At 68.0% G+C, this 13,731-nt stretch carries 14 protein-coding genes; 11 read left to right on the top strand and 3 right to left on the bottom strand.

The features are described from left to right. Window positions 1-19 precede the first annotated feature (19 nt). The 4 genes from LCI23_RS04290 to LCI23_RS04275 all read left to right on the top strand — a co-directional run bounded on the left by LCI23_RS04290 (window position 20) and on the right by LCI23_RS04275 (window position 3,530). The gene (locus tag LCI23_RS04290) at window positions 20-772 is read left to right on the top strand and encodes a reverse transcriptase-like protein (protein ID WP_224944612.1); all 753 of its coding nucleotides are present in this window, start codon (window positions 20-22) and stop codon (window positions 770-772) included. Then, window positions 753-1,430, top strand: coding sequence for an HD domain-containing protein (locus LCI23_RS04285; protein WP_224944611.1), 678 nt, complete (start codon window positions 753-755; stop codon window positions 1,428-1,430). Before LCI23_RS04290 ends, LCI23_RS04285 begins: the two co-directional genes overlap by 20 nt. An 89-nt stretch (window positions 1,431-1,519) precedes the next feature. After that, entirely contained in the window at window positions 1,520-2,797 is a 1,278-nt protein-coding gene (locus LCI23_RS04280; protein ID WP_224944609.1) for an MFS transporter, read from the top strand. A 115-nt stretch (window positions 2,798-2,912) separates the two neighbouring features. After that, window positions 2,913-3,530, top strand: coding sequence for a hypothetical protein (locus LCI23_RS04275; protein WP_224944606.1), 618 nt, complete (start codon window positions 2,913-2,915; stop codon window positions 3,528-3,530). Window positions 3,531-3,644: 114 nt separating this feature from the next. On the opposite strand, the gene LCI23_RS04270 is transcribed toward LCI23_RS04275, so the two are convergent. Then, window positions 3,645-5,861 carry a TonB-dependent siderophore receptor gene (locus LCI23_RS04270; protein ID WP_224944601.1) on the bottom strand — a complete coding sequence of 739 codons (2,217 nt, stop codon included), beginning with the start codon at window positions 5,859-5,861 and terminating at the stop codon, window positions 3,645-3,647. 252 nt (window positions 5,862-6,113) lie between these two features. On the opposite strand from LCI23_RS04270, the gene asd reads away from it, so the two are divergent. Continuing rightward, window positions 6,114-6,929 carry an archaetidylserine decarboxylase gene (gene asd, locus LCI23_RS04265; protein WP_224944935.1) on the top strand — a complete coding sequence of 272 codons (816 nt, stop codon included), beginning with the start codon at window positions 6,114-6,116 and terminating at the stop codon, window positions 6,927-6,929. Here the strand turns inward: asd and LCI23_RS04260 are convergent. Further along, complete coding sequence (locus tag LCI23_RS04260) at window positions 6,862-7,851, bottom strand: LysR family transcriptional regulator (RefSeq protein WP_224944597.1); 990 nt, start codon at window positions 7,849-7,851, stop codon at window positions 6,862-6,864. The genes asd and LCI23_RS04260 overlap by 68 nt on opposite strands. A 107-nt stretch (window positions 7,852-7,958) precedes the next feature. On the opposite strand from LCI23_RS04260, the gene LCI23_RS04255 reads away from it, so the two are divergent. The 3 genes from LCI23_RS04255 to LCI23_RS04245 all read left to right on the top strand — a co-directional run bounded on the left by LCI23_RS04255 (window position 7,959) and on the right by LCI23_RS04245 (window position 10,026). Further along, window positions 7,959-8,555 (top strand): FMN-dependent NADH-azoreductase, encoded by a 597-nt coding sequence (locus LCI23_RS04255; protein WP_224944594.1) that lies wholly within the window; start codon window positions 7,959-7,961, stop codon window positions 8,553-8,555. Between the two features lie 82 nt (window positions 8,556-8,637). Continuing rightward, entirely contained in the window at window positions 8,638-9,501 is an 864-nt protein-coding gene (locus LCI23_RS04250) for a pirin family protein (protein ID WP_224944592.1), read from the top strand. A 51-nt stretch (window positions 9,502-9,552) separates the two neighbouring features. After that, window positions 9,553-10,026 carry a hypothetical protein gene (locus LCI23_RS04245; RefSeq protein ID WP_224944590.1) on the top strand — a complete coding sequence of 158 codons (474 nt, stop codon included), beginning with the start codon at window positions 9,553-9,555 and terminating at the stop codon, window positions 10,024-10,026. Here the strand turns inward: LCI23_RS04245 and LCI23_RS04240 are convergent. Further along, the gene (locus LCI23_RS04240) at window positions 10,007-11,149 is read right to left on the bottom strand and encodes an acyltransferase (protein ID WP_224944588.1); all 1,143 of its coding nucleotides are present in this window, start codon (window positions 11,147-11,149) and stop codon (window positions 10,007-10,009) included. The two genes, LCI23_RS04245 and LCI23_RS04240, sit on opposite strands and share 20 nt — an antisense overlap. Before the next feature lie 118 nt (window positions 11,150-11,267). On the opposite strand from LCI23_RS04240, the gene LCI23_RS04235 reads away from it, so the two are divergent. The 3 genes from LCI23_RS04235 (at window position 11,268) to LCI23_RS04225 (ending at window position 13,713) form a co-directional block, all read left to right on the top strand. Continuing rightward, window positions 11,268-12,239, top strand: coding sequence for a succinylglutamate desuccinylase/aspartoacylase family protein (locus LCI23_RS04235; RefSeq protein ID WP_224944585.1), 972 nt, complete (start codon window positions 11,268-11,270; stop codon window positions 12,237-12,239). A 110-nt stretch (window positions 12,240-12,349) separates the two neighbouring features. Continuing rightward, entirely contained in the window at window positions 12,350-12,646 is a 297-nt protein-coding gene (locus LCI23_RS04230; RefSeq protein ID WP_224944581.1) for a helix-turn-helix transcriptional regulator, read from the top strand. 11 nt (window positions 12,647-12,657) lie between these two features. Next, window positions 12,658-13,713 carry an alkene reductase gene (locus tag LCI23_RS04225; RefSeq protein ID WP_224944577.1) on the top strand — a complete coding sequence of 352 codons (1,056 nt, stop codon included), beginning with the start codon at window positions 12,658-12,660 and terminating at the stop codon, window positions 13,711-13,713. The last annotated feature ends 18 nt before the right edge of the window (window positions 13,714-13,731 follow it).

Raw genomic sequence — 13,731 nt, 5'->3', positions numbered from 1 at the left:
CATCAAGAAAGATTGCTGGATGAGTGTTGCAAAAGCCACCACGCCTGTCAACACGGAAAAAAGCGGTTATGCTGCCGCCATGATCGAGTACGACGAACTGGTGCTTGCCGCCTCCAAGGGGGAGCGCGCGGCGAGCCGCAAGCTGGCCGAACGCCAGGGCATCCCCGAATCCGAGGCCCTGCGCGCCACCCTCCTGCTGCGCGCCGGCGCGGCCGGGCTCGCGCACCTGCTGGCCGAACGGGCCGCGCGGCGCCGGCTCGACGCGCGGGCCGCGGACGTGCGCCGCGCCCTCGCCAGCGCCGCCCAGGCGCGGCGCGGCGGTGGCGCCGCACCGTCCGGGAGCGTGTGGCGCGCATGGTTCGACGGCTCCGCCCATCCGAATCCGGGACGCTGCACGCTGGGCGCCGTGCTCGAAGGGCCGGACGGCCTGCAGGTCGAGCTGTCGCGCGCAGCCGGCTACGGCAACAGCAGCGAAGCGGAGTACGCGGCCCTGGTCGCGCTGCTCGAAGCCGCCGTCGAGCATGGCGCCTGCGCCCCTGTCATCCATGGCGACAGCCAGGTGGTGATCGACGACGTCCAGGCCCCGGACTGCGCCAGCGCGCCTTCGCTGCGGGCCTGGCGCGCACGGGCGCGCGCCCTGCTTGCCCGTCTGCCGGGAGCCACGCTGCGCTGGATTCCGCGCCACAGGAACGGCCGCGCCGACGCCCTGTCGCAGCGCGCCGCACAACAAGCAATCCCAACGGAAACGATGCATGAACGAAGCGACGACTGATCTCGCCGGCTGGCGCCCGCGCCTGGCGGCCCTGGCGGCAGGCGCTGCCGGCGGCGACGGCGTCCATGACGGCGCCCACGACCGCGCCCACCTGGAACGGGTCTGGCGCAACGCCCAGCTCCTGCTGGCGCGCCATCCCGAGGCCGACGCCCTGGTGGTGATGGCGGCCTGCTACCTGCACGACCTGGTGAACCTGCCGAAGAACGACCCGGAGCGCGCCCAGGCCTCGGCCCGCTCGGCCCGGCTGGCGCGCCACCAGCTGGCCTGGATGGGGTTCCCTGCAGAGAAACTGGACGCCGTCGCCCACGCGATCACGGCGCACAGCTTCTCGGCCGGGATCCCGGCGGCGTCGCTGGAAGCGAAGATCGTGCAGGACGCCGACCGCCTCGACGGCCTGGGCGCGATCGGCCTGGCGCGCATGTTCTACATCGCCGGGATGATGGGCAGCGGCCTGGCCCACCCGGATGATCCCCTGGGCCAGGCGCGCGATTTCGACGACCAGCGCTACGCGCTCGACCACATCATGGTCAAGCTGGCAAAACTGCCCGGCATGATGCAGACCGACGGCGGCCGCGCGCTGGCCGGCGAACGGCTGGCGCGCCTGCTTGCCTTCCGCGAGGAATTCGCCGCCGAGAGTGGTGTCTCCGTTGCGCGCTAGCGCTTGCCGGCACCCGCGCGTGGCGGTGAGCCGGAACGGGGCGCTTGCACGATGTTAAGATCGACCTTCGTCATCTTTCGAGGCACGCCATGGCAAGTTCGACCCCTCCCCGGTCCGCACCCGCCCATTCCGGCAGCGGCAAGCTGAACTTCGTCCTGGTCTGCATCTTCATCGACATGCTCGGCATCGGCCTGATCATTCCGGTGATGCCGCTGCTGGTCGGCCAGTTCGTGCCCGGACGCGACGACCAGGCCCTGTGGTTCGGGGTGCTGGCCTCGACCTTCGGCGTGCTGCAGTTCCTGTTCATGCCCGCGCTGGGCGCGCTCAGCGACCGGGTCGGGCGCCGCCCGGTGCTGCTGTATTCGATGGCCGGCATGTGCATCAACTTCCTGGTCACGGCCTGGGCACCGAGCCTGCTCTGGCTGTTCGTGGGGCGCGTCATCGGCGGCATGTCCTCGGCCAGCATGTCGGTGGCCTCGGCCTACGCCTCGGACATCTCGACCGCCGACAACCGCGCCAAGAGCTTCGGCAAGATCGGCGCCGCCTTCGGCCTCGGCTTCATCTGCGGTCCGGCGCTGGGCGGCCTGCTGGGCGACAGCGACCTGCGCCTGCCCTTCTATGTCGCCGCGGCGCTCGGCGCCGCCAACCTCCTCTATGGCTACTTCATGGTGCCGGAATCGCTCGCGCCCGGCCAGCGCCCGCCCTTCGCGTGGGCGCGCCTGAACCCGCTCGGCGCCCTGCTGCGCCTGGCGCGGCGCGAGGACATCCGCGGCCTGGTGCTGGCCATCAGCCTGGTCAGCCTGTGCCAGATGATGCTGCAGTCGACCTGGGTGCTGTACACCACCTTCCGCTTCGGCTGGACCCCGCGCGACAACGGTCTTGCCATGTTCTGCATCGGGCTGGTCTCGGCCGTGGTCCAGGCCGGGCTGCTGGCGCTGCTGATCCGGCGCTTCGGCGAGCGCCGCCTGGCCCTGCTGGGCATCGCGTCCGGCGCCCTCACCTATGTCGGCTACGGGCTGGCAAGCCAGGGCTGGATGATGTACGCCCTGATCCTGGCCAATGTGCTGGCCTTCGCCGCCGGTCCGGCGCTGCAGGCGATCGTGTCGCGCAGCACGCCGGCCAGCGCCCAGGGCGAGCTGATGGGCTCGCTGCAATCGATCAACAGCCTGGGGGTGATTGTCAGCCCGGTCATCGGTACGGCGATCCTGGCCAGGGTGAGCCACCTGCCGGCGGGCGACTGGCGGCTCGGGACCCATTTCCTGCTGTGCGCGGGCATGCAGGCGCTGGCGGTGCTGGTGGCCTGGCGCTATTTCCGGCAGCACCGGACGCGCGACAGCCAGGACGAGGCCCGCAGCGTACAGGCGTGAGAAAAAGCGCTGCTGCTTGTTCCAAGGGCAACAAGCCCGTACACTGCGCCATTCCCATTGTCCGCTGTCGACCGGCGGCGGACAGTCCTTTCCTTACCTCCTGGATTGGCCCGCCATGTTCAAATCCGCGATCGGTGTCTTGTTGGCGATGCTATGCAGTACCGCGTCTGCGCAGGAAGCCGTCCCCTTCAGCGAATTGCTGTTCCAGGGGCCCAGTGCCTACCGGCCAGGTATCAATCAGGAATATTTTTTGTTCGGCCGCGGATTTCCGCCAGGCGTCGGTCCGGACGAAGAGGCTGCCCTGATTGCTGAATGGAAAAGCCAACACCCGCGTGCCAAGCTGGTGCCGGTATCGATTCTGGGCGAACGATCGCGATTGCCCATCGTCTATGTCTGGGCGGTGGACGGCGAGGCCACGCTCAATCTGGTCCTGGTCAGGAATGGGGTCTATCCCGGCATCGCCATGCTGGACGGCACCCATTTCAGCCAGGTCTTGCAGTCATCCAGGGGGCTACCGTCTGTCGATGTGCTCGACGCGCAGCAGCGTCTAGGGAATCCAGCCCAGATACCGGCGCGCCGGCTTGTTCCCGACACCAGCTACGAAAAATTCCTGAAGCAGCTGATGACTGCCGAGTCGCAGGCCCGTGCCGAGCTGAAGGGAATCTGGTCGGACCGATTCAGGCAGCAGCGGCATCGCTTGGGCATCGTTCCGCTGGACGCAGTACGGCTATAGGAGCGACGCCAGCCGCAAGGACCTAGAACTTCATCTCGAGCGTCGTACGCAGCTTCACCCCTTCCGGATAGATCCAGCGCCGTTTCTCCAGCCCCGACACCGGATCCTGGTAACTCAGAACTTCAGCTCATAGGTCGCGCGGTAGCGCACCCCCTGCGGGAACACGAAGCTGCGGGTCTGGGTGCCGAAGCGGGCGTCCTCGTAGGTGTTCTCGGCCAGGAAGTCCTGGCGCAGCGCATTGCTGATGGCAAAACGCAGCTGGCGCTTGGGATCGAACTTCCACAGCGCGTACAGGTCGAGGTCGCGGCGGGCCCAGGCGTAGGCGCGCTGGTTGACCGAGACGCGCGTCTCGCCGCCCTGGCGGAACACGAAGCTGCCGCCGGTGGTCAGCTGGCCCACCTTGTAGTCCGCGCTGAGGTTGACGGTGAGCGGCGTCTGCTGGTCCAGGCGGTTGTCCGGGCCCGGCACCGATTCGACGCGCGACCAGTTGCGGTTGATGCTGGCGCGCAGGTCGACCGCCGGGGCGTTTTCCATGATGGCCTTGAGCGGGAAGCGGGTCTCGATTTCCAGCGAGCGCGTGACGGCGCTGTCCTGGTTGGTCGGCATCGCGATCCAGCGTCCGTTCTCGAAGAACACCAGGGTGCGGGTGAAATCGCTGATGCGGCGCGAGGACACGCTCACCGACACCAGGGCGCCTTCGGCCCAGTAGTGCTCATAGGCGGCGTCGATGCCGAAGGCCAGTTCCGGCTTGAGGTTCGGGTTGCCCTGGAAGTCCGGCTCGGTCGAGCTGTTGTTCTCGTTGGTGACGCGGCGCGGGCTGAGCGACTGCAGGCCGGGGGCCTTGTAGGTGCGGGTCAGCGCCAGGCGTAGCTGGTCGCCGCCCTTGCCCTTCGCCGCCGGGAACTTGTACAGGGTCTGCATGATCGGGCTCCACACGCTGGAGCTGTTGTCGGCCACGCCGAAGGTATTGCCCTCGGCATGGGTGCGGATGCCTTCCCAGCGCGCGCCCAGGTACATCGACCATTGCGGCGTGATGTTCCACTCGTCCTGGGCGAACATGGCCAAGCGCTTCACGCGCGCTTCCGAGCGCTCGTCGGCCGGCTGCGGGGCCGCGCCGCGCAGCGCGTCGCGTTCGGTGCGCAGGTCGTCACGGGTGTCCACGCCGCCGTCCCAGCCGAAGGCCAGGGTATGGCCCTTCTGCAGCGTACGCGCGTACTTGCCGGTCGAGTTCAGGCCGCGTTCCCTGCCCTCGATGTCGATGTCGGTATCGAGGATGGGCGCGTTGTTTGCGGCCCAGGCGCCGCGGTGCGACAGCGCATCGCTGGCGCCAGCCGAGATGCCGATTTTCAGGTCGAGCTTGGCGCCATCCTCGAACTTGCGCGCCCACATCAGGTCGGAACGCAGGTAGTTGCCTTCGTTGTCCGCCTCGGTCAGCAGGTTCGGGTACAGCGGCGGCGGGCCGATCAGGGTGGTGGTCGGCTGGAAGAAGCGGTTGTTGAAGCGGTTCAGGTTGATGAAGGTCTGCGAGGTCAGGGTGTTGTCCTGGCCCAGGGTCCAGTTCAGGCGCGGGCTCAGGTTCAGGAAGCTGAACTTGCCCTTTTGTGGCAGGACCATGGTGCGCAGCATGTTCACGCTGCCGTCCGGCGCCGTGCCCCGTTCCACGCCGCTGGACTCGAACTCGAAGCGGTCCTGGGCGGCATTCGCCGAGACCGAGTACGAGAAGCCGCCGTCGCGGTCGGACAGCTGCAGGTTGGCGTTCGGCCCCCAGCCGTTGCTCGAGCCCTGCATCGCCAGCTTCAGCTCGCGCATCCGGTTCTTCACCGAACGTTTCAGGATCACGTTGATGGTGCCGGCCACCGACTGGGTCGAGAACTCGGCGCTGGCCGCGCGCAGCACTTCGATGCGCTCGATCGAGTCCGGGGCCAGCGACTCCATCGAGAAGCCGGCCGGGGCGCGTTCGCCGTTCACCAGGATCTGGGTATAGCCGGCGCCCAGGCCGCGCATGCGGATCTCGCCGCCGCGGCCGTTCGCGCTGTTGACCGTGATGCCCGGCACGCGCTTGAGCACGTCGAGCACGCTGGTGTCGCCGTACTTGGTAAGTTCCTCGCTGTTGATGACCACCTTGGTCGCGGTGTCGTCGCGGCGCGGATCGTAGCTGTCGGCCGCGCCCTTCACTTCCACCTGCTGGATCTTCTTGCCCTGTTCCGCCTTGGGCGGATCGGCGCGGACCGGCGCCTGGGCCTCCTGCGCGGACACGCCATGGCTGGACAAGGAAAGGCTGATGGCGGCGGCAAGCGCGGTCAGGCGGAACGGGCTGAGGACTGGAGACATGGCTACTTCAAAAGTGAGAGTGCAAAAAAAGGATGCCGATTGTCCCAGAAGCAATGTGGACTGTCTGCAAGAATCGAATATGCATGCCGCGCTTATCCGCGCCGCATACGTCCGGCGCCGACAGCCGGGCCGCCGCCGGGCTGGCGGGCGATAAACATGTTTGATTTACATGATCGTCGCTATAATGCGTCATCGATTCCACAGCAAGAGGCCTGTCAAGTGTCCCGGATTAAAGTCCTGCCCCAATATGTGATGCCGAAGACGGCGCTGACCAACTTCGCCGGCCGCGTGGCCGGCGCCAAGGGCGGCGCCATGACCACGCGCCTGATCCGCTGGTTCGTGGCCAAGTACGGCGTCAACATGGACGAGGCGGCCAATCCGGACATCGCCAGCTACAGCAGTTTCAACGAATTCTTCACCCGCCCGCTGCGCGAGGGCGTGCGCCCGCTGGCCCAGAGCGATTTCGTGTGCCCGGTGGATGGCGCGATCAGCCAGTTCGGTGACATCGACGACCACCACATCTTCCAGGCCAAGGGCCACAAGTTCACCAGTGCCGAACTGGTGGGCGGCGACGCGGCGCTGGCGGCCCACTTCCAGCACGGCCATTTCGCCAACCTGTACCTGAGCCCGAAGGACTACCACCGCATCCACATGCCCTGTGACGCACGCCTGACCCGCATGATCTACGTGCCCGGCGCGCTGTTCTCGGTGAACCCGACCACGGCGCGCGGCGTGCCAGGCCTGTTCGCGCGCAACGAGCGCGTCGTGTGCGTGTTCGACTCCCCGGAACACGGCCCCTTCGTGATGGCCCTGGTGGGCGCCACCATCGTCGGCAGCATGGCCACCGCCTGGCATGGCGTGGTCAACCCGCCGCGCATGGCGCGCATCTGCGAATGGCGCTACGACGACCAGCAGGTGCACCTCAAGAAGGGCGAGGAGATGGGCCGCTTCCTGCTCGGCTCCACCGTCGTCATGCTGTTCCGCAAAGGGACGATCGCCTTCAACGCCGACTGGGCGCCCGAGCGTCCGGTGCGCCTGGGCGAGACGATGGGGAACCGTCCGCGCTGAGCGCTTCGGCGAGGGCGGGCCGGTGGCCGCGCGCCACGCAGGCCTCGTCCATCATGTCCAGGAAGGCCCGGGTCTTGGCCGGCATCAGGCGCCGTCCCGGGAATACCGCCCAGCCTTTCGAGCTGGGCAAATCCCACTCGGGCAGCACCCGCACCAGTTCTCCCGTGTGCACGTAGGGCCCGGCGAAGGTCAGCGAGCTGGCCGCGATGCCGGCGCCGTGCGCCGCGATGCGCGCCAGCAGCTCGGGCGAATTGGCGTTCAGGCGCGCAGGCAGTGCGCGCTCCCAGCGCAGCTTGCCCCGCTGGAGCACCCAGGGCACGGCCCCGCCATGGCGGCTCAGGATGCACAGCAGGTCGTGCCGCAGCAGGTCGTCCGGATGCTCGGGCAGGCCGCGCCGTCCCAGGTAGGCGGGCGCAGCGTACAGGCCGAACTGCTCGAGCATGATCGGCCGCGCGTTCAGCGAAGCGTCGTCGGGCAGCTCGCCCATGCGGATCGCGATGTCGAAGTTCTCGGCGATCAGGTCGACCCGGCGCGGCGACAGGTCCAGTTCCAGCGACACCGCCGGATAGCGCGCGATGAAGCGCGCGATCACCTCCTGCAGGCCGCTGTTGGCGAAGTCGCCCGGGGCCGAGATGCGCAGCTTGCCGCTCGGCTCGCCCTGGCGGTGCTGGGCCAGGGCGCCGGCCGCCTCCACTTCCTCCGCCACCTTGCGCGCGTGTTCCAGCAGGATCTCGCCGAATTCCGTCACGACCAGCTTGCGCGTGGTGCGCTGCAGGAGACGCTCGCCCAGCTTCTGCTCGAGCAGGGCGATGCGGCGCGAGACGGTCGATTTCGGCTGCTGCACGCGCAGCGCCGCGCGGCTGAAGCTGCCCGCCTCGACGATACGGGCAAAGAGCAGCAGGTCGTTCGGTTCGACATCCATGATTGTTCCACCAGTGGGATAATGTTATCCATTCTACTGTCTTCCGCACAGGTTTTGGAACCATTAAAGTAGGTCCATCGAGAACCCCACAGCGAAGGACAGCCACCATGAACATCCTGCACATCACCTCCAGCGTCCGCGGCGCCGATTCCGAATCGAGCCGTGTCACCCAGCGCATCGTCGACAGGCTGCTGGCCAGCCAGCCCGGCGCGCACGTCGTGCGGCGCGACCTCGGCGCCCGGCCGCATCCGGAACTGGACGCGGCCGCGGTCGGCGCCCTGTTCACCCCGGCCGCGCAGCGCAGCCCGGAACAGGCGGCACGCGTGGCCCTGGACGACGCCCTGATCGCCGAAGCGCAGGCGGCCGACGTGATCGTGATCGGCGCGCCGATGTACAACTTCGGCATGCCGGTGCAGCTGAAGAACTGGTTCGATGCCATCGCCCGCTCCGGCGTGACCTTCCGCTATACGGAGAACGGTCCGGAAGGCCTGCTGAAGGACAAGAAGGTATTCGTGGCGGCGGCGCGCGGCGGCGTCTACCCGGTCGAGAGCGACCCGCAGGTGCCGCACATCCGCATGCTGCTGAACTTCCTGGGCCTGACCGACCACAGCTTCATCTATTCGTCCGGCCTGAACATGGGACCGGAAGCGGCCGCCAGGGGCCAGCAGGCAGCCAACGACGCCGTCGAAGCGGCGCTGGCGTAACATCGCACCCTCGGGCGGCGCGGCGAGGCGAACACCCGAACACCGGCAGCAGCACGGACAAGCACACAACCAGGAGAGCAGCATGAGCAAGCAAGTTTCCATCACCAGGTCGCGCGGCGTCGAACGCCTGGTCCAGGGCCAGTTCGTGATGGACGGCGCCGGCGTCAAGATCAACCGGGTGCTGACCGGCACCCTGCAGCGCCGCCTCGATCCCTTCCTGATGCTCGATGCCTTCGGCAGCGACAAGGCGGGCGACTACATCGCCGGCTTCCCGGAGCACCCGCACCGCGGCTTCGAGACCGTCACCTACATGATCCACGGGCGCATGCGCCATCGCGACAGTGCCGGCAACGAAGGCCTGGTGAGCGACGGCGGCGTGCAGTGGATGACGGCCGGGCGTGGCGTGATCCACTCCGAGATGCCGGAACAGAGCGAAGGCCTGATGGAAGGCTTCCAGCTGTGGCTCAACCTGCCGGCGCAGGACAAGATGATGGCGCCCTGGTACCGCGACATCCCCTCGGCGGAGGTACCGCGCTTTACCGACGCACAGGGCGTGACGGTGCAGGTGATCGCCGGCGAGACCCACGGCGTGGCCGGCGCGGTGCAGCGCCCCCGTACCGAGCCGCTCTACCTGGACTTGACGATCCCGGCCGGCGCCAGCTTCGAGCAGCCGATCCCGCAGGGCCACAACGCCTTCTTCTACGTGTACCGGGGCGAGGCGGTGGTCGAGGGTAAGGGCGTGGGGCAGGCGCGCATGGCGCTGCTGGACAACGCGGCAGGGGCCGACGGCGTGCGCATCAAGGCGCTGCAGGACACCCGCCTGATCCTGCTGGCGGGGCGCCCGCTGAACGAGCCGATCGCCCAGCACGGGCCGTTCGTGATGAACAGCACCGACGAGCTGTACCAGGCCTTCGAGGACTTCCGCGCGGGGCGCTTTGCAGCCTGAGCCTGCGTAGCTGATAGACTGGCGGGATGACATTCGTGCATCCCGTTTTTTATGCCCCTGATCGATACGGCGCTTGAACTGCTGGCCCGGGCCAGCCGCGCGCTCGGCTTCGAGACCGCCGACGCCTTTCCTCCCGGCCATGCCTACGCGCGCACGCGCTGGAACAAGGCCTATTTCGACATTCCGTCGGACATGAAGCCCGAGGCCATCGAGCAGCGCATCTGCGAGGCCATCGCCAACACCCCTTCCCTGTTCGGCGAAATCCTGAACCCGACCCCGCGCATGCAGCGCACCCTGCTGGGGATCATCGAGGCGCGCCTGCGCCGCGGCCAGGGCGCGCCGGTCGACCTGGCGCAGCTCCTGGTGGCGGCCTACCGCAGCCCGCACACGGCCGAGACCGTGCCGGGACTGCGCCGGGCGATCGCGGACACCGCCGGCTACGAGCCGCAGGTGCAGGCGAACGCCATCCTGGCCTACCTGGCGGACGCGCCGGCCGCTTTCGGGGTCATCGAGGCGCGGGGCTGAGCGCGGGCGCCGCGTTGCCCGGCACGTAGCGCTCGCGCAGCAGCATGAAGGGCGTCTCCACCAGCCGGTACAGCAGCCAGCCGCCCAGCACCGACAGCGCCAGCAGCGTGGCGATCGTCAGCGGGTGCTCGGCGCCGAAGCCCAGCTCCCGCATCCACCCCGCCGCCAGCACGCACAGCGGCTTGTGCAGCAGGTAGATCGCATACGACCACAGCGCCAGCAGCCCGGCCCCGGGCACGCGCAGGTCGCGCAGCAGCGAACCCGGCGCCACGGCGCAGGCGATCAGCAGCGCAAAGCCCAGCGCCATCAGCGGGAAGCCGAACACGGTGATGCCGAAGCCGTAGCGGTTGTCGAGATAGAAGTGGAACGCCAGCGCGCAGGCCAGCAGGCCGAGTACGCCCACCAGGTTGCCATGCCGGGTGAGACGCGCCCAAACGCCCGCATGGTGGGTGCGCAGCAGGGCCAGCGCCACGCCGGCCAGCAGTTCGTCGAACCTGCATAAGCTGGAGTAATAAATGTACTTGAAATAGAAGTAAAGCTGATGGTCTTGCGCCGCCATCTCGCGCCACAGCCAGGCGCGCACCAGCATCCCGGCCAGGAAGGCGAGCGCGATCGCGACCCAGGCGAGGCGCAGCGAGCCGCCCAGCGAACCGCCCAGAAGCGTGCCGAGCAGGGCCAGCGCCGGCAGCAGCAGGTAGAACTGCTCCTCGATCGCCAGCGACCAGCTGTGCGAGAAGGCGCTGCCCGGCTCCAGCGCGAAGTTCTGGACGAATGCCGCGTATTCCCACAGCGGCAGCAGCGGCGCCGTACCGCGGAAGGCCGGCCACAGGAAGTACAGGACCAGCACCACCCAGTAGTTCGGCAGCGTGCGCAGCAGGCGCCGGGCATAGAAGCGCCGCAGCGAGAAGCCGCCGGGGCGGCGCAAGCCCGCGAAGATCTGCCGGCCGATCAGGTAGCCCGACAGGGCGAAGAACAGGTCCACCCCGACCCAGCCGATCTCGCCGACCCAGCCGAAGGTGGGCGCGTCGCTGACGAACAGCACGTAGTGGTGCAGCACGACCAGCGTGACGGCGAGCGCGCGCAGCGTGTCGAGGCCGTGGATGCGGGTGGAGGAAGCGGTCATGCGATGAGGAAGCGTGAAATGGCGGATCATGCCACGCCGCCCTTCCCGGCGCCAGCCTCGGGCGCGCATTGTCCGATAAAATACCGCCACCCATTCTTCTACCCGGATCAGCACCGCCATGACTTCCCCCAGCCAGTACCAGTTCAAGTCCGTCAACTACACCGGCCTGCAGCCGGGCCCGCGCGTCATCATCATGGGCGCGACCCATGGCAACGAAGTCTGCGGCACGATCGCGATCCGCCGCGTGATGGAAGAAATCGACAGTGGCAAGCTGCACATCGCGGCCGGCAGCCTGACCTTCGTACCGGTGGTGAACCCCAAGGCATATGAACAGAACACCCGCAACGGCGACCGCAACCTGAACCGCAACCTGTTTCCCAAGGACGACCCGCAGGACTTCGAGGACCACATCGCCAACTGGCTGTGCCCGCTGCTGGCCCGGCATGACGTCCTGCTCGACCTGCACTCCTTCAACGCGGTGGGCGGCGAGCCGTTTGTCATGGTCGGGCCACTGGACAACGACGGCGCGCTGCAGCCCTTCAGGCATGCGCGGCAGGAACGCGCCTGGGCGCGCCGCCTCGGTGTGAAGCGCTTCGTGGACGGCTGGATGATCGCCTACGGCGACGGCGTCAGGCGCCGCAGCCGCAGCGTCGACGAACTGGAAACCGTGCTGCGCTACGGCGTCGGCACCACCGAATACATGCGCAGCACCGGAGGCTACGCGCTCACGCTGGAATGCGGCCAGCACCTCGACCCGGCCGCCCCGGAAACGGCCTACCGCGCCATCATGAACACCCTGGCCCACCTGAAGCTGATCGATGCCCCCGACCCGGCGCCCGTGCCCTTCGAGGAGATGGAGGCGCTGTCGATGGTCGTGGTGCACGACAAGCTGCACCTTGATGACCGCTTCTCGCGCGCCTGGGCCAGCTTCGACCCGGTGGCCGAAGGCGAGGAGATCGGCGTGCGCGCCGACGGCAGCAAGGTGGTGGCCGAGTTCAGCGGCCGCATCCTGTTCCCGGACGTGAAGGCGGTGGCCAACGCCGAGTGGTACTACCTGACCCGCCCGAACCTGTCGTTCGGGCGCGAATAAGGCGGGGCGCCGCGTTCTTGCGCGGCGCCAGCAGGATTTCCGCATATATCGTAAGATGACGATATTCGGATCGAAAGAACCCGATAAACACGGTACGTGAAGGAAGAGCGATGGACATCGACGCGATCCACAAGGCCCTGGCCAACCCGGTGCGGCGCCAGATCCTGCACTGGCTGAAGGAGCCGCAGCGCTACTTCGCCGACCAGGAACACCCGCTCGACATGGGCGTGTGCTGCAAGCTGATCGACCAGCGCGCCGGGCTGTCGCAATCGACGGTCTCGGCCCACCTGGCGACCCTGCACAAGGCGGGGCTGGTGAGCACGCGGCGCGTCGGCCAGTTCATCTTCTTCCAGCGTAACGAGGAAACCATCCAGGCCTTCCTCGACCAACTGAACCACGGACTTTAGGAGTACCCCATATGACGACGATGTTTGACCCGATCAAGGTAGGCGCCCTCGAGCTGCCGAACCGCATCATCATGGCGCCGCTGACCCGCGCGCGCGCCGTCGGCCCGAACCGCGTGCCGAATGCGCTGATGGCCGAATACTACGTGCAGCGCGCATCCAGTGGCCTGATCCTGTCGGAAGCCACGGCCGTGACCCCGATGGGCGTGGGCTATGCCGATACCCCGGGCATCTGGTCGGACGAACAGGTGGAAGGCTGGAAGATCGTCACCGAGGCCGTGCACAAGGCGGGCGGACGCATCGTGCTGCAACTGTGGCACGTGGGCCGCATCTCGGACCCGCACTTCCTGGACGGCCAGGCGCCGGTGGCGCCGTCGGCCATCCAGCCGAAGGGCCACGTCAGCCTGCTGCGCCCGATGCGCGACTACGCCACGCCGCGCGCGCTGGAAACCGATGAAATCCCGGCCATCGTCGCCGCCTACCGCAAGGGCGCCGAGAATGCGAAGAAGGCGGGCTTCGACGGCGTCGAGATCCACGGCGCCAACGGCTACCTGCTCGACCAGTTCCTGCAGGACCGCAGCAACCAGCGCAGCGACGAGTATGGCGGCCCGGTCGAGAACCGCGCGCGCCTGATGCTGGAAGTGACGGACGCCTGCATCGCCGTGTGGGGCGCCGACCGCGTCGGCATGCACCTGGCGCCGCGCGGCGACTCGCACGACATGGGCGACTCGAACCCGCGCGAGACCTTCGGCTACGTGGCGCGCGAACTGGGCAAGCGCGGCATCGCCTTCATCTGCGCGCGCGAAGCGATCGGCGACGACAGCCTGCGCGCCTACCTGAAGCAGGAGTTCGGCGGCGTCTACATCGCCAACGAAAAGCTGACCAGGGAAAGCGCCGAGCAGCTGATCGCTTCGGGCGAGGCGGACGCGGTGGCCTTCGGCGTCTGGTTCATCGCCAACCCCGACCTGCCCAAGCGGCTGGAACAGGGCGCGCCGCTGAATGCGCCGAAGCCGGAACTGTTCTACGGCGCCGGCGCGGAAGGCTATACCGACTATCCGGCACTGCACTAGGCCCGCGCGTCGCGGCCC

It is taken from the genome of Massilia sp. MS-15 (genome assembly GCF_020176695.1).
Taxonomy (GTDB): Bacteria; Pseudomonadota; Gammaproteobacteria; order Burkholderiales; family Burkholderiaceae_D; genus Telluria; species Telluria hydrophila.
Note: the sequence above shows the minus strand (reverse complement) of the source record. Positions and strands in the feature narration are given on the sequence as shown.